A 22717-nucleotide genomic window follows, 5' to 3' on the forward strand; every position below is an offset into this window, starting at 1 on the left:
GTCGACGGCGCGCAGCGCCGTCTCGACCTCGCCCAGTTCCACCCGGAATCCCCGCAACTGCACCTGGGTGTCCGCGCGCCCCAGATACTGGACGTCGGTACCGATCCGCCGGCCCAGATCGCCGGACCGGTACATCCGCTCGCCGGTGCCGTACAGGTCGGCGACGAATCGGGTCGCCGTGAGGCCGTGGCGGTTGCGGTACCCGCGCGCGAGTTGTCCGCCGACGACGTAGATCTCGCCGACCGCACCCTCGGGCACCGGACGCAGGCGGTTGTCGAGGACCCGCAGGCCGAGCGAGTTCAACGGACGGCCGATGAGGCTCGCACTCTCATCGCGCACCAGATCGGGATCGAGCGGACGGTAGGTCACGTGGACCGTCGTCTCGGTGATGCCGTACATGTTGACGAGTTCGATCTCGTCACCGAACGCCTCGTACCAGTTGTGCACCTCGTCGAAGCGCAGCTCCTCGCCACCGAAGACGATGTAGCGCAACGCCAACGACGTTCCCGTCCGGCGCCGGACGTCGGCCACGATGCTGAACGCCGAAGGCGTCAGGGACGCCACGGTGATCTGCTCGTCGGCGAGCAACTGCAGGAACTCGGCGGGCGCGCGGGCGACCATTCGGTCCACGATCACGGCACGACCGCCGGTGAGCAGCGGGCCGAAGATCTCCCACACGGAGAAGTCGAAGGCATAGGAGTGGAAGACCGACCATACGTCCTCGGGCGTGAACTCGAAGTCGGCCGACGCCGCGTCGAGCAGCGTGGCGACGTTCCGATGAACGATCTCGACACCCTTGGGCGCCCCCGTCGATCCGGAGGTGTAGATGACGTAGGCCGTCGCCTCCGGGGTCCGCGGGCCGCGCGGTACCGGGACCGCGGCGACTTCCGGAGTCCCCGCCTCGTCGAGCAGTTCCCCGGCCTCGACGACCTCGCACTCCCCCGCCCACCCGGGCCGATCGCCGTCGGAGACGATCAGGCACGCCGGCGCGGCGTCGTCGACGATGTAGCGCAGACGCTCTTCCGGATTGCCGGTGTCGAGTGGCAGGTATCCCGCTCCCACCTTCAGAACGGCCAGCATCACGACGACGAGACTCGTGTCGCGCGCCGTCGCGACGCCGACCAGGTCGCCTGCTCCGATACCGCGAGCGTGCAACGCTCGCGCCATCGCGTCCGAGCGGCTCGCGAGTTCGGCGTAACTGAGGGTCGTGCCGCCGGCGTCGGAGACGGCGCCCCGGTGACGATGAGCGGTCGCGATCTCGTCGAACATCTCGACGAGGGTCGGCGTGGTCGCCCGCGGTCGTGGCTGTGGAAGAGCCTCGAGCAGACGGCGATCGGTGTCCACGAGCAGGCCGACGTCGGCGACGGGGGTGTCGAGTGCCTCCTCCGACAGGAACCGGTCCAGGAACGTCAGGAATCGCTGGTGCAGAGCGTCGAGTTCGGCCAGTGCGTACAGATGCGGGTTGCCGTGCAGGTCCACGACGAGCGGTGCGCCGGGGCTCGACTGGTACAGGTTGATCAGCAGATCCTCGAGGATGCCCGAGGTCAGGATCCGGTACTCCATCTCGGTGCCGTCGATGGCGACCTGCTCGTCGAAGAACACCATGTTGATGGTGGGTCCGAACGAGACCGAACTCTGATCGAGACCGGCGTCGCGGCGGATGTCGTCGGAGCGGTAGCGCTGGTGCCGCAGTGCGCCGGTCAGTTCGAGCTGCGCGGTCTGGATCAGCTCCCGCACCGACTTCGAGGCCACCTCACGCAACCGGATCGGCAGGATGTTGGACACCATGCCACCGGAGATCTTGATCTTCGCGGTGGCCCGGCCGGTGACCGGGAGGCTGAGGACGATGTCGTCGTGGTTGCTCATGCGCGCCAGGAACGCGCCGAACGCCGAGGTCATCAGGACGGCCAGCGAACTGTTCAGCTCACCGGCGAGGGCCTCGTACCGGCGTTGCCGGTCCGGGTCGAGAGCTGCACTGGCCACGACATTGTCGAACGACAGCGAACCGGTGGTGCCGACCTTGGACAGCGTCACCCGCTCCGGCAAGTCCGCGACGCGGTCGAGCCAGTGCGTGCGGTCGGTCTGCCGCCGGGTACTGCCCTGGTAGGCCTCCTCGTAGGCGACGATGTCGGCCATGGTGGCCGGCGGCTTGTCGCGCGGTTCCTCTCCCCGGCGGAGAGCGTTGTAGCGGTCGACGGTGCGCCGCATGATCGACAGCGCGGCATAGCCGTCGATGATGATGTGGTGGGCGCGGTTGTACCAGAACGTGCGATCGTCGGAGATCAGCAGGATCGAGACGATGATGAACTGGTCGGTGAGGAGATCCACCGGCTGTCGGTACTCGGCCTGCATCCACGCCATCGCCGCGGCGACCGGGTCGGCCTCGGAACGGAAGTCGAGGATGTCGACGGTCTGATCGAAGTCGACGTCGACGTACTGCATGGGGATGCCGTCGATCTCGGTCAGACGGACGAAGGGCGACTCGACGAGTTTCCCGACCTCTTCACAACAACGGGCGAAGAGGTCGATGTCCAGTCCACCCGGCGCGTGGCGGATGTCCACGTACTGAGCGATGTTGACCGAGTACTCGGACGACAGCGACTCGGCGAACCACATGCCGCGCTGCGCCGCGGTGAGCGGGAGGACCTGAATGGTCTCGTCCACGTCACCCGGCGTACCCGCACGGTAATCGGCGATTGCCACGTCCTCTGAACTCTCCCTCGCTAGTCCTGCAGTCGATTAGACCTCACGACACTGCCGTTGGTAATCGTTCAGACCCTCCACATCGGACGCCGACACAGAATCTCCATCCTATTTCACGCGAGGGGGTCTCATGAAACCGGGATGCGGGGCCAGCCTCTGAGAATGCCATCGCCGACGCCACCTTCCTTGTTACCTGCCGCGGCGTGTCCAGGCCCGGCGAGACAACCGCCCCCGACGGGCGTCCCGCTGGGCGCATAGGACTCTGACCAGCGTGGATGTGCGCGCGGCCGATGGTGGGGCGGTCCACGTCGGCGCGGCTGAAGCCATACCGAGCGTCATTCGTTACCCGGACGCCACTGGATCGGTTCGCGGTCATCGGTCCCTTGCGGCCTTTCGATAACCGCGAAGAGCTGGATAGATGGAAATGACCAGAATCACCACGGTCCAAACCGCGACTTTCACCAGATTCTCGGCGAGAGGACCGCCCGCGGCCAGCGCACGCATGGCTTCGATGGCCGGGGTCATCGGTTGATTAGCGACGATCGGCTGCAGCCAGGTGGGATAAGCGCTTATCGGCGAAAAACCGGAATTGAAGAACATCAGCAGACTCGATGCCAGTCCGAGATAGGGCACGATCGGCGCTCCCGGCCGGGCGCTGACGGCGAGTGCGAGGGTGAGGGTGGCGAACGCGGCGCCGTACGCGAGAGCCACCAGTACCAGTCCGATCGCCGATCCGAACCCCTGGGTGAACCGGAAACCGATCAGGTGGCCGGCGGCGAGCAGGATGAGCGTCGTCACGAGGATGCGGACCAGCTCGGACATCACCCGCGAGGTGAGGTCGGCCGCCCGATGGATCGGCAGGACGTACAGCCTGGCCAGCAGACCCGTGGCCCGTTCCCGGTTCAGGCGGGTCGCCGAGGCGATCGAACCGAACATCGCACCGACGAGGATCACCAGCGGCACCGTGCCATAGGCGCTGTTCTGGCCGGTTGCCGACCCGATGGCGTCGCCGAGTACGACCTTGAACATGATCATGCTCAGCGCTGGGAAGAGCAGCGCCTGCATCAGGGTAGGGACGTCGCGGACGAACACCACGATCTGTCGGCCGGCGAGCGGGAGACTCTGGTGCCACCACGCCCGGAACGACGACTCCCGCGGCACGTCGGTGGCTGCGGTCGTCAAGAATTGTCGCTGGGCGCCCGGTTCCCCGACGGTCGCCGTGCTCACGTCGAGGGCGCTCATCAGCGCGCCCTCCGCGTACTGATCGCCAGCAGAAGCAGCGCGGTCGCGGCCAGGCCGGCGCACCACCACAGCGACGGCTGCAGTTGGTGCCATGTGGCGGTCCCGGCGTCGAGAGCGCGCATCGAATCCGCGAACTGCGAGATCGGCTGGTTGCGCACGAACGGCTGAATCCACTCCGGGAACTGGGTCAGCGGCACGAACCCCGTGGACATCATGCCCAGGATCAGCGTCGGCAGCGCCAGCGCCTGACTGGTGGCCTCCGGACTTCCGGCCACCAGTCCCAGGCCGTCGGCCGCCCACGAGAACAGGGCGCCGATCAGGAACGCCAAACCGAACAGCCCGACGGTGCCCCACAGACCGCCGCCCGGACGCCACTCGATGATCAGGCAGGCCACCGCCGCGCAGACGAGCGAGATCACCAGCAGGACACCGTTGGTCGCGGTCCGCGCCAACATCGGGATCACCGGCGACATCGGCATCACCCGGAACCGGGTGTTGATCCCCTGGACGCCGTCGAAGGCCGCACGCATCGCCGCCGAGGACGCAGCGAAGTTCACCGACTGCAGCACGATGATCGGCATCAGGAACTGCCCGTAGTTGATCCCGGGCGTGACCTCGACGATGCTGCGCAGCGGTAGGTAGAAGCAGATCGCGAGGAAGGCCGGGGACACGAACGCGAAGATCACCTCGCCGCCCCGGAACACCTTCGAGATCCCGCGACCGGACAGCGCCCACCACTGCTGGACGGGCCGCACGCGCGGCTCGGTCAGCACGGTTGTGACCGATCCCGACGACATCGCCCCCGATCGCAGTACGTCAGAAGTCGTCATGTCAGGTCGAACTCCGGTCCCGGCGCGGATCGGTCAGCGCCAGGAAGACCTCGTCGAGCGATGGCCGCCGCATCGCGACATCGGACAGCGGGATGTCGGCCGCTGCCGTTCTCCTGATGACCTCGACGAGGGTCTCGGGACCGTCCGGCGCGGGCACGGCGACGAAGTGGTCGTCATCGCCCTGGACGTGATCGGCGATGAGATCGGCCAGGGTGTCGCGGAGCCGGGCACGGTCCGCGGGGTCGGCGGGTGTGACCTCGCAGTAGGCCGCACCGGTCGACGCCTTCAGCTCGTCGGACGTTCCCTCGGCGATGACCCGCCCCTTGTCGATGACGACGATGTTGTCGGACAGGACGTCGGCCTCTTCGAGATACTGGGTGGTCAGCAGGATGGTGACACCGGAGTCGCGGAGCTTCTCCACGAGCGACCAGACCTCGAGGCGGCTGCGCGGATCGAGCCCGGTCGTGGGCTCGTCGAGAAAGACGATCCGCGGCGCGGTGACAAGTCCACAGGCGATGTCGATCCGTCGGCGCATACCGCCGGAATACTCGCGGACCCGCTTGCCGCCGACATCGGTCAGCGAGAAGGCGTCGAGCAGTTCGTCGGCGCGGGCGCGGGCAGCCGACTTGTCGAGGCCGAGGAGACGACCGAACAGAACCAGGTTCTCGCGGCCGGTCAGGGCCTCGTCGAGGGCGGCGAACTGCCCGGTCAGCATGATGGACTTCCGGACCGATGCCGCGTCGTGTGCGACATCGTGACCGTTGACGGTGGCGGTGCCGCCGTCGGGCTTCAACAGGGTGCAAAGCATGTTGACCGTCGTGGTCTTACCCGCGCCGTTGGGCCCGAGCAACGCGACGATGCTGCCGGCCGGGACGGTGAAGCTCACGTCCTCGACGGCGACCATGTCCTTGAATTTCTTGTGCAGGTTCCTGGCCTCGATCGCGAGCCCTGATGGGGCCGCGGTGGTCGGCGGGGGCGGCTCCGGCGACGGCACGTCAACTGTCGGCGATCCGGACCCATCGGCCGGAGGTCGATGCCACTGCGGAACCATCCGCGCCGGTGTATCGAACGGTGCCGTCTCGACGACGTGGCCGTTGTGATCCGGGGATGCGAAGTCTCGCTGGTCGGCCCGTTCATCGCCGCCGCCACGCACCCCATCAACAGGGCGCTCGCCGACGAGGGCCTCGTCCTCGGGCGGTGCGGCGCGATAGGGGGCCCGGGCGGCCGGGCCTGCGGTATGGCCGTTGGGTGAGGTGACGTCCGAATCCGCGTCGTCCGCGGTCGGCGTCGAGGGACTCTCCCGTTCGGCACGCCAGCGCCGAAGTTGCTCCGCTACCGGGTCCGGCAGTACGAACGGGTCCTCGGGCAGTGGCGGAAGGGGCGGGTCGTGCCGTTGATGACGCGGCTCGTAGGACGCGACTGAGGGTCGCTGACCACTGGCCTCGGACATGTCTTCCTCTACGCGTCGACGACAGGACAACACGGACAGCCCGCTCGTCAGCCGAGAGTCCGCAGGGCGGGGCACGACCATCTGAAGCTAGGCATCCACGACAACAAACTTACGCACGATTCGCCGTTTCGGACGAATTTGACCCGGTCCGTCATTCACGAATTTGTCGTCGGGCCGCGCGGAAAGGTTACGCGGGCGTTCGCGACCCGCCGCACGCCATCACCGCGGTCACCGGTCGTCGGCGCGGCGTTCACAGGTGACGAGGGCGCGGCGCCGTTCGAGCGGCATGAGCAGTCGGTGGGGGCGCCAGTTGTGCTTCTCGTCATCCCAAGGCCGGAACAACAACCACATCACGGTGAATCCCAAGAATCGGAACGGCCGATCGACCCGGAGCACCTTCACCGCCGCATCGTCGCCCCGCCGCGCGGCCGTGCGTACACCACCGGCGATGTAGGAGCGGTTCTGCCACGGTGAGTGACGTAACTGTCGGCACGAGGTGTCTACCTGGACGCGCGGGTCGAAATACATCATCAGGCCCCAGTCGGACAAAGCCAGACTCAGGTCGAGTTCCTCCCAGATGTCCGGGTCGGACCTCAGCGAATCCCGCACTTGTTTCCATGCGACCTGACGGATCGCGTAATTAGGGCCGCTGAGACCCCCGATCTTTCCCCCGTCGGCCAATGCGCCCAGCGTCAGGGTCACGAGACGATGCTGCAGTGCGCGCGACGGACCGTCCCAGGTGAGTACCACGCCCGTCAGACCGTCGTAAGCCTGTCCTTCCTCGGAATCGAAGAACGTCACGATCCGCTCGGCCCAGTCCTCCCGCACGAACGAGTCCGCATCGGTTTTTGCGATGATGTCCGACGTGGCGGAATCGAATCCACAATTGCGCGCCGGGATGACCCCGGGCCGAGGCTCGACGATGCGCCGGACGTTGTCGTTGTGTTCCGCGAACTCGTCGACGATGGCCGCGGTCGCGTCCGTCGACGAGTTGTCGACGACGATGATCTCGTCGACGTGCCTGGTCTGGGCGATCAGATGGTCCAGGCATCGTCTGATCGTGTCGGCCTCGTTATATGCCGGAACGATCACCGAAAGTGTACTCACAACGCCCCCACCACCAAATACGGACCGACACTGACCAGCGTTCGTACACCTTGCGGGCATTCATGAAATCGTTTTTGCAAGTTGATTTGGTTGTGTTCTCCTAACACGACCGCAAGCGCCAGACAATGATGCTTGCTCGAGTACACATGGATCAACGATTGCAAATCGGCAAGAGCATCAGATTTGTGAAGCGCAGTATTCATTGGCCGCAATGATACCGAGAAATGCACGAACGTCTACATCAAATAGCGTGTTTCCGACATTCTTTTTCGTCGAGGTGAAAGGGAATAGCAGCAATTAACCGGTTCTTCACCGAAACCTTCGAGCCATATTCGCGCCCCGGTTCGCATCGCGTCCCCTCGGCGTAAGACCCGAGTCGGTGTGCCACTCGGCTCCCGGCGCCGCGGGCGCTCTGGAAGAGTGTCCCCATGACCACTCCATCTCCCGAGCGCGAAGTTCTCACCTGGGAGCTCAACGGCATCGCCTGCCGCCAACTCGCCGAGCACGTAGCCGCCGACGCGTTCGTGCCGGACATCATCCTCGGCATCGCCCGCGGCGGCCTGATCCCGGCCGGCGCCCTCGCCTACGCCCTGGACTGCAAGCTGATGATCTCGTTGAACGTCGAGTTCTACACCGGCGTCGGCGAGACACTGTCCGAACCGGTGATGCTGCCCTCGCTCCTGGAGTCGAGCGGTCTGACCGACCAGCGGGTGCTCGTCGTCGACGACGTGGCCGACACCGGCAAGACCCTCAAACTGGTCAACGATTTCTGCCAGGAGCAGGGACGGGTCGCCGAGGTCCGCAACGCCGTGCTCTACAAGAAGCCGCACACCATCACGATCCCCGACTACAGCTGGCGGACCACCGACAAGTGGATCGACTTCCCCTGGTCCGTGCACGGCCCGATCGTGGAAGTGCAGCAATGACCGCGGACAAGACCGGCGCCGAGACCACGGTGCGCGACAACCCCGCCGAACACCGCTACGACATCCACGTCGACGCGCCCGGTGGTGTCGCACTGGCCGGCTTCGCCGAGTACCGCGACCGGGTCTCCGGGACCGACGACGCTCCGACGACCGAGCGGGTGTTCTTCCACACCGAGGTCGACCCGGCGTTCGGCGGACGCGGTCTCGCGACGATCCTGGTGCGCGAAGCCCTCGAAGACGCCCGCGCACGCAACCTCACGATCGTAGGCGTGTGCCCGCTGGTGGCTTCGTTCCTGAAGAAACACCCGGAATATGCCGACGCGACCGCTCCGGTGACGCCGGCCGTCCTCGAGTGGTTGCGCTCCTGATCCGGACTGGTCTGAATCTCGTCCTCACGTGCCCGAGACGCTCCGCACCACCTCGCCCTCTGCGGTCATCTCGATCCGACGCGTGCAGTCTCGCGACGAGACGACCACGGACGCCGCCACCGGTCGGCCCGGCGGCATGATCCGGGCTGTCACCCGCTCGTTGTCGGCAGCCAACTCGTCGAGCAACAGGCGCGCCATCCGATCGCGTGACGAAGCGCGGTCTTCTTCATCGAGCGATTGCAGCGCCCCGTCGTCGAGCAGGATCACCACCGCCCCGCGGGCTCGCGCCGCCCACACCGCATCCCGGATCGCGGGCGTGTCCCAGTCGGGTGCCCGGATGCCGTCGCGGAGCTGGGCCTCGAGCAGATGCATCTCGGCGATCTCCGACGACGAGAACTCTTCGTCCGCGGCGATGCGCTCCAGGACCGGGCGCGCACGCTGCTCGAAGTCCTCGAAATTGCGCCGGCGCTCGTCGGCGGCCGCCTCCGTCGATGCTGCGTCGAACGCCTCCCGGAGGGACCGGGCCCGCAGTTCGGCATTCTGATCGGCCATCGGCCGGAGGATGAGCAGGAACAGCGCCGACAGGACGAGAACCGGGTATGCCCACACGGTGATCGTCACGCCGGGAACGAAGCCGATGCCCCGGTCGAGACCCCACAGCCCGCACAGCACGCTCATCGCCACTGCGCCGGCCCACGCGATTCCCGGCTGCCCACGCACCGCGACGAGCGTCAGCACCACGATTCCTCCTGCGGTCGCCGGGCCGTTCTGCAGCGTCATGTACTGCTCGGCGGGCAGCGACCACCACGAAATCCCGGTCGCGGCGAGCACCGCGACGGCGGCCGCAACGGCCGACCGTCGATCACATCGGCCGTCCGGGAGTCGCACCACCCGTCGTGCCGTGACCACCAGCAGCCCGAATGCCACGATCAAGCCTGCCCATCGACGGGGTGAGGTGATGTGCAGGCCGGTTCCGACGGTCACTGTCACGTACGCGACCGCGAATCCGACGAGCGCGACAAGCACTGCGCGGGATCCAAACCCGAAGAGGTCGTCGTCCTGACCGCCGGTCCCGGCGGCCGCGCAAGCAGTTGCGGCGGACGCCTGGATGCCTGCGCCGCTCATCTCGGCGACCATGAGAGCCTCACCACCGTCCCGCGGCCGGGAGCGCTGCGTACCTCCGCGTCGCCGCCGATCGCGCGCATTCGACCGATGAGTCCGGCGTCGATGCCGAAGCGCGACGAGTCGAGATGTCCGGGGTCGAACCCCACTCCGTCGTCGGCGACGCCCACCCAGAGCGCGTCGGCCGCGAGTTCACCACCGACGACCCGCTCCGCGTGGTCCCCGGCATGGCGCACGCTGTTGCGCATCGCCTCCGACAGAGCGGCGAGCACGGCCTCGACGACCTCCGCTGGATAGGTCTGGCCGTTGTCGACGACGTGGACGGTGAATTCCACATCGTCGTCGATCTGTGCGGTCGTCAGCCGGACTTTCCGGAGCAACTCTGTCGGGACGACGTCACCACCCACATCGCGGTCGCCGCGACGCCAGGCGTCGATCTCGCCGAGAGCCTGTCGGGCCTGCTCGGCCACCCGCTGGTCCCGGGTCGACGGCCGCAGCGCGAGGAGGCAGGCGATCACATGATCGTGTATCAACGCGTCATAGCGGGAGCGTTCGGCTTCCCGTGCGACCGCCGACGCGGTCACCTCCGCCGCCCGCACCGCGGTGGAGCGCGTCTCCCCCAGCTTCTGAGCGGTTCGCATCGTCACAATCCCCACCGCCATGAACACCCCCGTCAGCCCGATGGTCAGGGCGGTACTCGTGTACATCGTCGCCCGGACACCACCGAACACGGCCAGCTGATTGGCGGTGTGCACCATCGCCGTCGCCACCACAAGATAGCCGATCGCCGAGCCGAACCGGAGCGCGATCACCAACGCGAGCCCGGGGACGCCGGGAAACTGCACCAGCCACACCGGCCACCGTCCGTACCCGCCCGCGGTGTCGGGGTTCCATGCGACGAACCACAATGCCGTCGCCAGGAGGTAACCGGCGGCGCTGCAGATGCCCGCCGGCAGTATCCATCCCGTCGTCGGACGGAAACTACCGACGAGCAGTGCGATCGCGGGTCCGACGATGAGTGCTGCACTGAGCGGCGGCCACCACGAAGCCGTCAGCGAGGCCGAACCGATCAGAACCGGCAGCATCGCCGCGGAGTAGGCGATCACGCCCGCTCCGACGAAGCGAGCCGCATAGTGTTGTGCGCGTACCAGATCGGCGTTGGTCTCGATGGGTTCCGCGTCGGTGGCGGCGCCGTCGTCGACCCTCCGTGCGCTAGGCGTTCTCAGCACGTGCCTCGCGCCCGATTTCGGTGCGGACCAGCACACGGGGGTGGAACTCGACCCGGTGAGAGACGTGGCTCGCGTCCACTCCGACCGACGCGAGCGCGTCGCGACCCGGTGGTTGGATGCGTACCGTCACGCGGCCGTCCTCGACCTCGTCCAGCAGCTCGGCGACCGCCTTCGCCAGCCGTTCGCGCGCCACGTCCGCGTGCGCGTCGTCGAGCTCGGCCAGCCCGCCGTCGTCGAGCAGAACGACGCGCACACCCCGCTGACGCGCCCGCCACGCCGCGTCCCGGACCGTCGGAAGGTCGAGCCCGGAGGCACGGATGCCGTCGCGTAACTGCGCCTCGAGCAGTCGGGCCGCGACCACCTCGTCGGCGGTGAAGGTCTCGCGGCGCGCCATGCGTGTGAGGACGGGGCGTGCGCGTTCGTCGAGGGCGGCGAGACGTCGGTCCCGCACCTCGGTGGCCGCAGCGGCGGCGGCGTCGAGCGCCGCCTGACGTTCGTTGGCCTCGCGTAGTTCGTAGATGTTGCGGGCCATCGGGCGCAGCATGACGGAGAACAGCGACCCCATGATCATGATCGCGTATCCCGGCAGGGTGATCGACAGTCCCCAGACCGCTCCCGCGGTCGAGACGGCGCCCCACACGCCCGCGATGACGCTGATGCAACCGCTCGCGAGCCACGCCGCCAGGGGACGACCGCGCACCGCGACGAAGGCCAGGATGATCACCGATGCCCCCATCGGCGGCCCGGTCTGCATCACATGCGACGGCGGCGACGGCAACGAGAACAGCGTCACGGCCACGGCAGAGACGGTCATCGCGGCGACGACGGAGGTCGTCGACCCGGGCAGCGGATCACCGGGCGAATCGAGGATCGTCATCCCGGCCACGACGAACAACACGAAACCGGCGAACACTCCGGTCCACTGCCACCACCCGGTGATGGACGAGTCGGCATAGAGCGTCACGGCGAAGTAGCCGCATGCGAACGCGCCCATCATCAGCCACAGGGGCCGCGACCCGATGCCGAACGCATTGACGACCTCGCCGCGTTCGGCGTCGTCGACGCCGCGAGAACACTCTCGTCTCACGACCGCTCCCATCGGATTTGAACCGTGGTCCCCCGCCCGGCGCGACTGTGCACCCGCGCGTGGCCACCGGGCAGCCTCGCGAGACGACCGCGGATGCTCACCGCGATTCCCAGCCGGCCGACCGCCACCGACTCCGGATCGAACCCGACGCCGTCGTCGACGACCGCCATGCTCAGGGCGTCGGATGCCAACTGCACGATGACAGCGCATTCGGCATCGTCCCCGGCGTGGCGCAGCACGTTCCGCAACGACTCCGACATCGCCTCGACCACCGCATCGAGGACCTCGACGGGATACGAGGCGGGCTCGGCACGCCGAACCTCCACGCCGTCCTGGTCACCGGGGTCCTGGTCACCGGCGTTCTGGCCACCCACGACCTCCACGTCGAATCGTTCGGAGATGTCGGCGGCGGCCAGCCTGATGCGCCGGACCACCTCGACATCCGTCACGGTGTCCGCATCCCCGGGTCCCGGCACCCGGGCGAGTTCGTCGAGGGCCGACGCGGCCTGGGCGGCGAGCCGCTCGTCGGGACGCCCCGGCCGGACGGCCAGGAGTGAGGCGATGACCCGGTCGTGCACGATGGCGTCGAACCGCTCTTTCTCCACCTCGCGGGCCGACGCCGCGGCCACGTTGGCCGCGGTGCGGTAGGTCTCCTCACGCGTCTCGTCGAGCTCACGGCCGGTGCGGGTCGCGACCAGCACGACCGCGAGGAAGACACCGGTGAACACCAGCGACCACAGGATCTCCACGGGCGCATCGGAAGTCACCTCACCGAATCGGCCGAGCTGCTGGGAGATGTGCGCGAGGGTCGACGACACGAGCAGACCCGCCACCGCGAGACGCGGCCGCACGAGCATCAGCACCATGCTCGGCATACCGCAGAAGGCGACCATCCACTGCGCCGAGTCGTCGGGATTCGTCAGGGTCGTCCCGTTCCAGGCCACGAACCACAGACCCAGGCCGAGGATGTACCCGGCCCAGGTCGTCAGGGCGAGCGGGGTGAGCCACGCCGTGCCCGGTCGAAAGGTCGCCGCGATCAACAGGATTCCCGGTCCGACCGACAGCAGGATGCTCAGCGGTGGCCACCAGGCGTCGGTCAGCGGCGCCGAGGCGAGGATCGACGCCGCGGAGACCACGGGGTAACCGATGAAACCCAGGCCCAGGAAGCGGGCGCCCACCCGGCGGACGCGGTCCAGATCCGGCTCCGCCGAATCCGATTCGAATGCGCGCCGCACCCACGCGGGTCGTGCGGGGGTGTCGCCGCTCGCGAGATCGGTGGTGGGCATCGCGTCTCAGCCTCACACTGTCCGGCTCGACCGGTCAATCCCCTGTTGAGACCAAATACACGAAACCGGCCCGCTCCCTGTGGGGAACGGGCCGGTGACGGCAGAACTCGTTGGGAGAGGGCTTACTTGGCCTTCTCCAGCACCTCGACGAGACGCCAGTGCTTGGTCGCCGACAGCGGGCGGGTCTCCATGATCCGCACGCGGTCACCGACGCCGGCATCGCCGTTCTCGTCGTGGGCCTTGACCTTGCTCGTGGTCCGGATGATCTTGCCGTAGAGCGGGTGGCTCTTACGATCTTCCAGCTCGACCACGATGGTCTTCTGCATCTTGTCGCTGACCACGTAGCCGATGCGCTCCTTGCGGCGTGCGCGCACCTCGGTCTGGGTTTCGGTCACCTTCTGGTCCTCACTCATGCGTCATCACCATCCGGTCCGGACGCCAGGCCCAGCTCCCGCTCGCGCATCACGGTGTAGATACGCGCGATCTCGCGACGCACGGTCCGCAGGCGACGGTTGTTGTCGAGCTGGCCGGTGGCCATCTGGAACCGAAGGTTGAACAGTTCTTCCTTCGACTCTTTCAGGCGATCGACCAGATCAGCGTCGTTGAGCTCACGAAGCTCGTTCGCAGCAACTCCGAGTGCCATCAGAACTGCTCCTCTCTGGTCACGATCCTGGTCTTGATGGGGAGCTTGTGCTGCGCGCGACGCAGGGCCTCGCGAGCGATCTCCTCATTCGGGTAGGTCATCTCGAACAGCACGCGACCCGGCTTGACCGGGGCGACCCACCACTCGGGCGAACCCTTACCCGAACCCATGCGGGTCTCGGCCGGCTTCTTGGTCAGCGGACGGTCCGGGAAGATGTTGATCCAGACCTTGCCGCCACGCTTGATGTGCCGGTTGATCGCGATACGAGCGGACTCGATCTGACGGTTGGTGATGTACGCGCCTTCCAGAGCCTGGATGCCGTAATCGCCGAACGTCACCTTGGTGCCGCCCTTGGCCTGCCCCTTGAGGCTGGGGTGGTGCTGCTTGCGGTGCTTGACCCGACGTGGGATCAACATGGCCTAGCCCTCCTGCTTCTCAGCCGCACCAGCGGTGGCCTCGGCGGGAGCGGCTTCGGCCGCGCGAGCGGCGTCGGTGCTCGTCGCAGTGGTGCCCGAGGCACCGCTACGCCGGGGCCGGCTGGGCCGGCGCGGACGGCGATCCTCGGCTGCCGGAGCGGCCGCGGCCAGCTCACGACGTCCACCGACGATGTCGCCCTTGTAGATCCACACCTTCACGCCGATCCGGCCGAAGGTGGTCTTGGCTTCGTAGAGTCCGTAGTCGATGTCGGCGCGCAGCGTGTGCAGCGGCACGCGACCCTCGCGGTAGAACTCGCTGCGGCTCATCTCAGCGCCGCCCAGACGACCCGAGCACTGGACCCGGATGCCCTTCACGTTCGGCTGACGCATCGCCGACTGGATCGCCTTGCGCATCGCGCGGCGGAACGCCACACGGTTGCTCAGCTGCTCGGCGACGCCCTGGGCCACCAGCTGGGCCTCGGACTCGGCGTTCTTGACCTCGAGGATGTTCAGCTGGACCTGCTTACCGGTCAGCTTCTCCAGGTCGCCGCGGATGCGATCGGCCTCGGCGCCGCGGCGACCGATGACGATGCCCGGACGCGCGGTGTGGATGTCGACGCGAACCCGGTCACGGGTGCGCTCGATCTCCACCTTGGCGATGCCGGCCCGCTCGAGCCCCGTGGACAGGAGCTTGCGGATGGCGACATCCTCTTTGACGTAGTCCGCGTACTGCTTGTCGGCGTACCACCGCGACTTCCAGTCGGTGGTGATGCCCAGACGGAAGCCGTGCGGGTTGATTTTCTGGCCCACTACTAGGCTCCCTTCTTCTTCGGCTGACGCGAACGGCCACGGCCGCCGGCTGCCTTCTCCGGCAGGCTCTCCACGACCACGGTGATGTGGCTGGTGCGCTTGCGGATACGGAACGCACGACCCTGCGCGCGCGGCTGGAAGCGCTTGAGGGTCGGGCCCTCGTCGGCGAACGCGGTGGCGACGACCAGGGTCCGGCGATCCAGATCCAGGTTGTTCTCCGCGTTGGCCACGGCACTCGCCAGGACCTTGTACACGGGCTCGGACGCCGACTGCGGCGCGAACCGCAGGATGTCGAGGGCCTCGTCCACGTTCTTGCCGCGGACCAGGTCCAGGACACGACGCGCCTTCATCGGCGTGACGCGCACGAACTTGGCGGTTGCCTTTGCTGTCGGATTATCGGTCTGCGTAGTCATTACCGGCGCTTCGCTTTCCGGTCATCCTTGATGTGACCCTTGAAGGTACGGGTGGGGGCGAACTCGCCCAGCTTGTGCCCGACCATCGAATCCGAGATGAACACCGGCACGTGCTTGCGGCCGTCGTGGACGGCAAAGGTGTGACCGATGAAGTCGGGAATGATGGTCGAACGACGGGACCAGGTCTTGATGACCTGCTTGGTGCCCTTCTCGTTCTGGACATCCACCTTCTTCAGGAGGTGGTCGTCGACGAACGGGCCCTTCTTGAGGCTGCGTGGCATTCTCTTACCTCCTCCTGTTATCGCTTGTTCTTGCCGGTACGACGGCGGCGGACGATCAGCTTGTCGCTGGCCTTGTTCTTGCGGGTACGGCCCTCGGGCTTGCCCCACGGGCTGACCGGGTGGCGACCACCGGAGGTCTTGCCCTCACCACCACCGTGCGGGTGGTCGACCGGGTTCATGACGACACCACGGACGGTCGGGCGCTTGCCCTTCCAGCGCATACGGCCGGCCTTGCCCCAGTTGATGTTGCTCTGCTCGGCGTTGCCCACCTCGCCGACGGTGGCGCGGCAGCGCACGTCGACGCGACGGATCTCGCCGGAGGGCATACGCAGGGTGGCGTAGGTGCCTTCCTTGCCCAGCAGCTGGATCGACGATCCCGCGCTGCGGGCCATCTTCGCGCCGCCACCCGGACGCAGCTCCACGGCGTGGACCTGGGTACCGGTCGGGATGTTGCGCAGCGGCAGGTTGTTGCCGGGCTTGATGTCGGCGGTCGAGCCGCTCTCGACGACGTCACCCTGCTTCAGGCCCTTGGGCGCGATGATGTAGCGCTTCTCGCCGTCGACGTAGTGCAGCAACGCGATCCGCGCGGTGCGGTTCGGGTCGTACTCGATGTGAGCGACCTTGGCGTTGATGCCGTCCTTGTCGTTGCGACGGAAGTCGATCAGACGGTAGGCGCGCTTGTGGCCGCCACCCTTGTGACGAGTGGTGATGCGGCCGTGAGCGTTTCGGCCACCACGCCCGTGCAGCGGACGCACCAGCGACTTCTCCGGGTGGTCACGGGTGACCTCGGCGAAGTCGGAGCCGCTGGCCCCACGACGACCCGGGGTCGTCGGCTTGTACTTACGAATAGCCATGAGTCTCTAGTCCTTCTCTGGGCGCCCCGGTCAGCTGACCGAGCCCCCGAAGATCTCGATGGGCTTGCTGTCTGCGGTCAGCGACACGATGGCGCGCTTGGTGGACTTGCGCTGGCCGTAGCCGGTGCGGGTCCGCTTGCGCTTGCCCTGTCGGTTCGCGGTGTTGACGCTGGCAACGCTGACACCGAAGATCTTCTCGATCGCGATCTTGATCTCGGTCTTGTTGGACTCCGGGTGCACCAGGAAGGTGTACACGTTGTCCTCCATGAGCCCGTAGGACTTCTCCGAGATCACGGGCGCCAGGATGATGTCGCGCGGGTCGGCAACGGTCGCCATGTCAGGCCTCCTCTGCTGTCTTCTCGACGGCAGCCTTGGCATCCGCCGTGTTCTGCTCGATGAAGGCATTGAGCGTCTCGACGCTGAACACCACCTCGTCCGAATCCAGGACGTCGTAGGTGTTGAGCTGATCCGGCGCGATCGGCAGCACGTTCTGCAGGTTCGCGACACTCAGCCACGCCGTCAGGTCCTCGCGGCCGAGGACGACCAGGAACTTGCGGCGATCGGAGAGGCTCTCCAGGAACTGACGCGCCGACTTGGTCGAGGGCTTCTGCCCGGAGACCAGTTCGGTGATCACGTGGATGCGCTCGTTACGAGCGCGGTCGCTCAGCGCACCGCGCAGTGCGGCCGCCTTCATCTTCTTGGGGGTGCGCTGGCTGTAGTCGCGCGGCTGCGGGCCGTGGACGGTGCCACCGCCGGCGAACTGCGGCGCGCGGGTCGAACCCTGACGCGCACGGCCGGTGCCCTTCTGGCGGTACGGCTTGGCGCCACCGCCGCGGACCTCGCCGCGGGTCTTGGTGGAGTGCGTGCCCTGGCGTGCCGCGGCCTGCTGGGCCACGACGACCTGGTGCATCAGCGCGATGTTGGCCGGGGCGTCGAAGAGCGCGGCGGGCAGGTCAACGGTTCCGTTGGTCTTGCCGTCGGCGGTCTTGACGTCCAGCGTCAGCTTGGTAGCCGTCTCGGTGCTCACTTGGCACCACCCTTCACTGCGTCGCGAACCATCACGATGCCGCCCTTGCGACCCGGGATCGCTCCCTTGATCAGCAGGAGACCGGCCTCGGCGTCCACCTTGTGGACGGTGAGGTTCTGCGTGGTCACCTTGTCGTTACCCATGCGGCCTGCCATGCGCATGCCCTTGAACACGCGACCCGGGGTGGCGCAGCCACCGATCGAGCCCGGAGCGCGGTGCACGCGGTGGGCACCGTGGCTGGCGCCCAGACCGGCGAAGCCGTGACGCTTCATGACACCGGCGAAGCCCTTGCCCTTGGAGGTGCCGGTGACGTCGACCAGCGCGCCGTCGGCGAAGATCTCGGCGGTCAGTTCCTGACCGACCTCGAACTCGGCGACGTCGTTGACGCGGATCTCGGCCAGGTGGCGGCGCGGGGTGACCCCGGCCTTGCCGAACTGGCCGGCGACCGGCTTGGTCACCTTGCGGGGATCGACGGCGCCGTAGGCGAGCTGGACGGCGGTGTAGCCGTCACGGTCCGCGGTGCGGAGCTGGGTGATCACGTTCGGGCCGGCCTGGATGACAGTCACCGGGACGACGCGGTTGTTCTCGTCGAAGACCTGGGTCATGCCGAGCTTGGTGCCCAGGATGCCCTTGGTCGAACTCTGATTGCTCATGTGTTATCTCGCCCCCGTCCTACTGGATGTTGACGTCGACGCTGGCCGGCAGGTCGATGCGCATGAGCGCGTCGACCGTCTTCGGTGTCGGGTCGAGGATGTCGATGAGTCGCTTGTGGGTACGCATCTCGAAGTGTTCGCGGCTGTCCTTGTACTTGTGCGGCGAACGGATGACGCAGTACACGTTCTTCTCGGTGGGCAATGGCACCGGGCCGACGACGCGTGCCCCGGTACGGGTCACGGTCTCCACGATCTTGCGCGCCGAAGCGTCGATCGCCTCGTGGTCGTAGGCCTTGAGCCTGATGCGGATCTTTTGTCCCGCCACGCTGTGTCCTCTTCCGTCAGTTGTTCTCGACAGACAAACACCGCGTGATCTGGACCGACCTCTCGCCGGCTGAGCACATGACCACCGTGTGAGATACGGCAATCGACGCTGTTCATCTGTCGTTGTACGTTGGCTCGCACCTGGTACGAGCCGGTTTGCTCCGGCACCCGCGGTCGGGCGTGTCGGGACCGTGAACCGATATCGGGGCACGCGTTACACGCCCAGTCCCCGTAGACCGGGCCTGGGAGTCATTCACCTGATCGCGACCGCGGGTTTGGCACATGGCACAACCTGCGTCCGCCGGTCAAGGCAACCCGAACAGTATGCATCAGGTCGGGAGCACGATCAAATCAGCGCCGGTGGCCGTCGGCAGAAACCTTACCTGACCGATGAGTAAGATACCGCCATGAGTTCCACGAACCCCACCTTCGCCCTGCGCAAGAAGCTGCCCGCCAATCCGCTGGGCAACGTTCTCTTCTCCCTCGGCATGGTCGCGAAGGTCCCGTACTTCGGCACCGTCCTGCCTCTCGTGCAGGAGATGGAGCCCGGATACTGCAAGGTCACCGCACCCAACTGGTTCGGCGTCCACAACCACATCGGCACCTTCCACGCGATCGCGGCGTGCAACCTGGCCGAGGCCGCGATGGGGATGCTGATGGAGGCCACCACCCCCACCACCCACCGTTGGATTCCCAAGGCGATGCAGACCAGCTATCTGACGAAGGCGACGACGCGCCTGACCGCCGAGGCGCGACTGGCCGACCCCGTCGACTTCGACGCGATCACCACCGGCACCGACGTCACCGTGTCGGTGAGCATCGTCGACACCGAGGGGGTCGAGGTCGTGCACTGCGACATCACCACCTGGTTGACGCCGAAGTAGTCGCCCCGCCCGGGGTGCCGTCCCGACCGGCTGCTCCTAGGGTGGGAGGATGCCTCCGCCCGGGGCACCAGGGCACCAGCGGCACCGGAGTACGACAGGTAACGAGGAGGACCACCGACCCATGTGCGGAATCTGCGGCGAGATCCGGTTCGACGGGACGGCTCCGGATGTCTCGGCGGTCGACGCCATGACCTGCGAGATGACGCGTCGCGGCCCTGACGGCTCGGGCGTCTTCTCGAAAGGCGCTGTGGCGCTCGGTCATCGGCGCCTGAAGATCATCGACCTGACCGAAAAGGGCAGTCAGCCGATGATCGACCCGGCACTCGGCCTGGCGTTGGTCTTCAACGGCTGCATCTACAACCACCACGAACTGCGCGCCGAACTCGAGGGCAAGGGCTACACGTTCTTCTCCCACGCCGACAGCGAGGTCATCCTCAAGGCGTTCCATGCCTGGGGCCCCGACTGCGTCGACCATTTCATGGGCATGTTCGCGTTCGCCGTCGTCGACACCGACACCGGCGTGGTCACCCTCGGACGGGACCGGCTCGGCATCAAACCGCTCTATCTCGCCGACACCCCCGGTCGACTCCGGTTCGCCTCGTCGGTGCAGGCACTCCTGCGCGCCGGCGACGTCGACACCTCGATCGATCGGGTGGCGTTGCACCACTACTTCAGCTTCCACGCCGTCGTCCCGGCACCGCACACCATCTACAACGGCATCCGGAAGCTGCCGCCGGCCACCGTCATGACCATCCAGCCCGACGGACGCCGCACCGAACGCCGTTACTGGGAACCGGCTTTCGAACCGCATCCCGACCGTCGAGACTGGGACGAGAAGCGATGGCAGCACGAGCTGCTCGACTCGCTACGGACCTCCGTGCGCAGGCGCATGGTCGCCGACGTCCCGGTCGGCGTGCTGCTGTCCGGGGGCGTCGACTCCTCGCTGGTGGTCGCGCTGCTCGCCGAGCAGGGCCAGACCGACCTCGCGACCTTCAGCATCGGATTCGATTCCGCGGCCGGGGAATCGGGGGACGAGTACGCCTACTCCGACCTCATCGCCGACACCTTCGGTACCGACCACCACAAGATCCACATCGGGACCGACCGGTTGCTGCCCGCTATCCCGGACACGGTCGCGGCGATGGGCGAACCGATGGTCAGCCACGACTGCGTCGCGTTCTATCTCCTGTCGCAGGAGGTCAGCAAGTCCATCAAGGTGGTCCAGTCCGGTCAGGGCGCCGACGAGATCCTCGGCGGGTACAGCTGGTATCCCCCGCTGCTGGACGTGACCCGGGAGAAGACGACGCGCGCGTACGCCGACGTGTTCTTCGACCGCGACGATGTCGACATCCGCGGCATCCTCGCAGACGACTACCTCACCGAGGCCGGGTACGACCCGAGCTTCGAGTTCGCCTGGGCCCACCAGTCCGCACCGGGCGCGGCCACCGCCGTCGACGCCGCCCTCCGCCTGGACACGACCGTCATGCTCGTCGACGACCCGGTCAAACGCGTCGACACCATGACGATGGCCTGGGGCCTGGAGGCCCGCGTCCCGTTCCTCGACCACGAGTTCGTCGAACTGGCCGCCACGTGTCCCCCCGATCTCAAACTCGCACATGGCGGCAAGGGCGTCCTCAAGGAGGCGAGCCGGGCGTTGCTGCCGTCGGCAGTCATCGATCGCACGAAGGGGTACTTTCCGGTGCCGGGTATCCGCCATCTGACCGGCGGCGTCCTCGATCTCGTGTCGGACACCCTACGGTCGAAGGCGGCCCGAGATCGCGGCCTGTACCGTCCCGAGGCCCTCGACCGACTGTTCGCCGATCCGAACGGGATTCGCACGAGACTCGACGGCAACGAACTGTGGCAGGTCGCCGTGCTGGAGATGTGGTTGCAGACGATGGAAGCGAACGCCCGACGGTGACCGCTCTGCGTTTCGACGACCGCGGCTGGAAGACCTACGGCGCCTCGCTCTCTCCCGACGGGAGCGCCTTCGCCTACATCGTCGACGAGGGCACCGGTTATCCGCGGGCCGCGCAGCGGTCGCTCTCGCGGGACGGCGTCGGCGAGTTGCGCTGGGTGCAGCTACGATCCACCGGGCCCGTCCGAAAGGTGGTGCACTCCACCGACGGTCGCTGGCTGGCGGTCGAGATCGCGCCGAGCGGCGGTGAGCATCACCAGGTGTGGGTCGTCACCACCGATCCCGACGACGACACCGCCCATCGCATCGCCGCGACCCGCCCCGACGGGCGATCGTTCGGCACGGTGGGCCTGGTCGGCTGGGACACCGACTGGGTCCTGATCACCGCCATCGATCAGGACGGCACCTCCCACGCGCTCCGCGTGCATCCGGGGACCGGGACGACACTCACCCTCGATCAGCGCGTCGGCAGCGTGCTGATCGACTCGTGGAAGGGTGCCACCCTCGTCCGAGTAGGTCCGCGGGGCTATCACGACATGCTGCTGCTGCGCCGCCGCCCCGAGTCGGGTGACGACGAGATCACGATGACCCCGCTGCTGCCACAGGATCCGGGCGCGGTCACCGACCAGGGTTACCTCCTCGACCAGGGTTTCGACCACTCCTCCCTGGTGTTCGTCCCCGCCCCGAACGAACCGGACCGCGACCTCGACAGCGTCCAGGCGCTGGTGCGCAGCGATTTCGACGCCAAGTTCCCGCGGCTCCTGGGAGTCGAGGTCAGCAAGTTCGGCGTGCGCTTCCGGGTGATGGCCCAGCGCGTCGACATCGGCCTCGACGAGTTCGCGGTCAGCCACGACCAGTCGACCGTCGCCCTGCTGTGGAATGTGCGGGGCTGCAGCGAGTTGCAGATCATGACCCTGCCCGATCAGACCCTGCACCCGCCCATCGACCTGCCCGGCGAGGTGGCCTCCGATCTCTCGATCAGTGCCGCCGGGTCGGTGGTGACGGTGACGGTGTCGAGCCCGCAGCACTCCCCCCTCGTTCATCTCGTGGATGTCGCCAACCGGCAGGTGTTCCCGGTCCGCGACGACGTCGTCGCCGGCGAGGGGCCGTCGTGTCTGCTCCGGCCCGAGCTGATGGAGTTCTT

25 protein-coding genes and 1 pseudogene are annotated in these 22717 nt (G+C 67.2%); 5 read left to right on the forward strand and 21 right to left on the reverse strand.

The annotated features are described in order from the left end of the window. From M4D77_RS18300 to M4D77_RS18325, 6 genes are all read right to left on the reverse strand, one after another. Positions 1-2703 (reverse strand): amino acid adenylation domain-containing protein (locus tag M4D77_RS18300; RefSeq protein WP_259936926.1); only part of this gene is annotated, 2703 nt, incomplete at its 3' end. A 372-nt stretch (positions 2704-3075) separates the two neighbouring features. After that, positions 3076-3945 (reverse strand): ABC transporter permease, encoded by an 870-nt coding sequence (locus tag M4D77_RS18305; RefSeq protein WP_259936929.1) that lies wholly within the window; start codon positions 3943-3945, stop codon positions 3076-3078. After that, positions 3945-4775 carry an ABC transporter permease gene (locus M4D77_RS18310; protein WP_058252332.1) on the reverse strand — a complete coding sequence of 277 codons (831 nt, stop codon included), beginning with the start codon at positions 4773-4775 and terminating at the stop codon, positions 3945-3947. The genes M4D77_RS18305 and M4D77_RS18310 overlap by 1 nt, the downstream gene beginning before the upstream one ends. A gap of 1 nt (position 4776) precedes the next feature. Further along, positions 4777-6225, reverse strand: coding sequence for an ATP-binding cassette domain-containing protein (locus M4D77_RS18315; RefSeq protein ID WP_175404338.1), 1449 nt, complete (start codon positions 6223-6225; stop codon positions 4777-4779). Positions 6226-6453: 228 nt separating this feature from the next. Next, positions 6454-7317, reverse strand: a complete 864-nt coding sequence (locus M4D77_RS18320) for a glycosyltransferase family 2 protein (RefSeq protein ID WP_259936933.1) — start codon at positions 7315-7317, stop codon at positions 6454-6456. An 11-nt stretch (positions 7318-7328) separates the two neighbouring features. Continuing rightward, the gene (locus M4D77_RS18325; protein WP_259936934.1) at positions 7329-7535 is read right to left on the reverse strand and encodes a hypothetical protein; all 207 of its coding nucleotides are present in this window, start codon (positions 7533-7535) and stop codon (positions 7329-7331) included. 225 nt (positions 7536-7760) lie between these two features. On the opposite strand from M4D77_RS18325, the gene M4D77_RS18330 reads away from it, so the two are divergent. Then, on the forward strand, positions 7761-8258 hold the full coding sequence (locus tag M4D77_RS18330; protein ID WP_259936935.1) for a phosphoribosyltransferase: 498 nt from the start codon (positions 7761-7763) through the stop codon (positions 8256-8258). Continuing rightward, positions 8255-8626 carry a GNAT family N-acetyltransferase gene (locus M4D77_RS18335; RefSeq protein WP_259936936.1) on the forward strand — a complete coding sequence of 124 codons (372 nt, stop codon included), beginning with the start codon at positions 8255-8257 and terminating at the stop codon, positions 8624-8626. The genes M4D77_RS18330 and M4D77_RS18335 overlap by 4 nt, the downstream gene beginning before the upstream one ends. Before the next feature lie 24 nt (positions 8627-8650). Here M4D77_RS18335 and M4D77_RS18340 read toward each other — a convergent pair whose 3' ends face one another. The 15 genes from M4D77_RS18340 to rpsJ all read right to left on the reverse strand — a co-directional run bounded on the left by M4D77_RS18340 (position 8651) and on the right by rpsJ (position 18772). Beyond that, positions 8651-9751 carry a hypothetical protein gene (locus M4D77_RS18340; RefSeq protein ID WP_259936937.1) on the reverse strand — a complete coding sequence of 367 codons (1101 nt, stop codon included), beginning with the start codon at positions 9749-9751 and terminating at the stop codon, positions 8651-8653. Beyond that, complete coding sequence (locus M4D77_RS18345; RefSeq protein WP_058252336.1) at positions 9748-10977, reverse strand: sensor histidine kinase; 1230 nt, start codon at positions 10975-10977, stop codon at positions 9748-9750. Before M4D77_RS18345 ends, M4D77_RS18340 begins: the two co-directional genes overlap by 4 nt. After that, entirely contained in the window at positions 10961-12064 is a 1104-nt protein-coding gene (locus M4D77_RS18350; RefSeq protein WP_259936938.1) for a hypothetical protein, read from the reverse strand. Before M4D77_RS18350 ends, M4D77_RS18345 begins: the two co-directional genes overlap by 17 nt. Continuing rightward, positions 12061-13350 carry a sensor histidine kinase gene (locus tag M4D77_RS18355; RefSeq protein ID WP_259936940.1) on the reverse strand — a complete coding sequence of 430 codons (1290 nt, stop codon included), beginning with the start codon at positions 13348-13350 and terminating at the stop codon, positions 12061-12063. The genes M4D77_RS18350 and M4D77_RS18355 overlap by 4 nt, the downstream gene beginning before the upstream one ends. Before the next feature lie 122 nt (positions 13351-13472). Next, entirely contained in the window at positions 13473-13763 is a 291-nt protein-coding gene (gene rpsQ, locus M4D77_RS18360; protein WP_058252339.1) for a 30S ribosomal protein S17, read from the reverse strand. Continuing rightward, positions 13760-13993 (reverse strand): 50S ribosomal protein L29, encoded by a 234-nt coding sequence (rpmC, locus tag M4D77_RS18365; protein ID WP_004020547.1) that lies wholly within the window; start codon positions 13991-13993, stop codon positions 13760-13762. The genes rpsQ and rpmC overlap by 4 nt, the downstream gene beginning before the upstream one ends. Then, positions 13993-14409 (reverse strand): 50S ribosomal protein L16, encoded by a 417-nt coding sequence (gene rplP / locus M4D77_RS18370; RefSeq protein ID WP_004020548.1) that lies wholly within the window; start codon positions 14407-14409, stop codon positions 13993-13995. Before rplP ends, rpmC begins: the two co-directional genes overlap by 1 nt. Positions 14410-14412: 3 nt before the next feature. Further along, on the reverse strand, positions 14413-15219 hold the full coding sequence (rpsC, locus tag M4D77_RS18375; protein WP_004020549.1) for a 30S ribosomal protein S3: 807 nt from the start codon (positions 15217-15219) through the stop codon (positions 14413-14415). Between the two features lie 2 nt (positions 15220-15221). Next, entirely contained in the window at positions 15222-15632 is a 411-nt protein-coding gene (gene rplV / locus M4D77_RS18380; protein ID WP_004020550.1) for a 50S ribosomal protein L22, read from the reverse strand. Further along, positions 15632-15913, reverse strand: a complete 282-nt coding sequence (gene rpsS, locus M4D77_RS18385; RefSeq protein ID WP_004020551.1) for a 30S ribosomal protein S19 — start codon at positions 15911-15913, stop codon at positions 15632-15634. Before rpsS ends, rplV begins: the two co-directional genes overlap by 1 nt. Before the next feature lie 17 nt (positions 15914-15930). After that, on the reverse strand, positions 15931-16767 hold the full coding sequence (gene rplB / locus M4D77_RS18390; protein ID WP_004020552.1) for a 50S ribosomal protein L2: 837 nt from the start codon (positions 16765-16767) through the stop codon (positions 15931-15933). A gap of 30 nt (positions 16768-16797) precedes the next feature. Then, positions 16798-17103 carry a 50S ribosomal protein L23 gene (gene rplW, locus M4D77_RS18395; RefSeq protein ID WP_058252341.1) on the reverse strand — a complete coding sequence of 102 codons (306 nt, stop codon included), beginning with the start codon at positions 17101-17103 and terminating at the stop codon, positions 16798-16800. Position 17104: 1 nt separating this feature from the next. Further along, positions 17105-17794: a 50S ribosomal protein L4 gene (gene rplD, locus M4D77_RS18400; protein ID WP_058252342.1), complete on the reverse strand. Its 690-nt coding sequence runs from the start codon at positions 17792-17794 to the stop codon at positions 17105-17107. Next, the gene (gene rplC / locus M4D77_RS18405; RefSeq protein ID WP_058252343.1) at positions 17791-18447 is read right to left on the reverse strand and encodes a 50S ribosomal protein L3; all 657 of its coding nucleotides are present in this window, start codon (positions 18445-18447) and stop codon (positions 17791-17793) included. The genes rplD and rplC overlap by 4 nt, the downstream gene beginning before the upstream one ends. 19 nt (positions 18448-18466) lie before the next feature. Further along, a complete protein-coding gene (gene rpsJ, locus M4D77_RS18410) occupies positions 18467-18772 on the reverse strand; it encodes a 30S ribosomal protein S10 (protein ID WP_003938093.1) in 306 nt (101 codons plus the stop codon). A 406-nt stretch (positions 18773-19178) separates the two neighbouring features. Between rpsJ and M4D77_RS18415 the strand changes: the two genes are divergently transcribed. From M4D77_RS18415 to M4D77_RS18425, 3 genes and pseudogenes are all read left to right on the forward strand, one after another. Continuing rightward, entirely contained in the window at positions 19179-19655 is a 477-nt protein-coding gene (locus tag M4D77_RS18415) for a hotdog fold domain-containing protein (RefSeq protein ID WP_259936944.1), read from the forward strand. Positions 19656-19776: 121 nt separating this feature from the next. Next, a complete protein-coding gene (locus M4D77_RS18420) occupies positions 19777-21576 on the forward strand; it encodes an N-acetylglutaminylglutamine amidotransferase (protein ID WP_137810328.1) in 1800 nt (599 codons plus the stop codon). After that, positions 21573-22717: pseudogene (locus tag M4D77_RS18425) on the forward strand (S9 family peptidase); the annotation flags it as partial. The gene M4D77_RS18420 and the pseudogene M4D77_RS18425, both read left to right, overlap by 4 nt.

Origin of the sequence: Gordonia sp. p3-SID1431, assembly GCF_025143765.1 — a bacterium.
Taxonomy (GTDB): domain Bacteria; phylum Actinomycetota; class Actinomycetes; order Mycobacteriales; family Mycobacteriaceae; genus Gordonia; species Gordonia hongkongensis.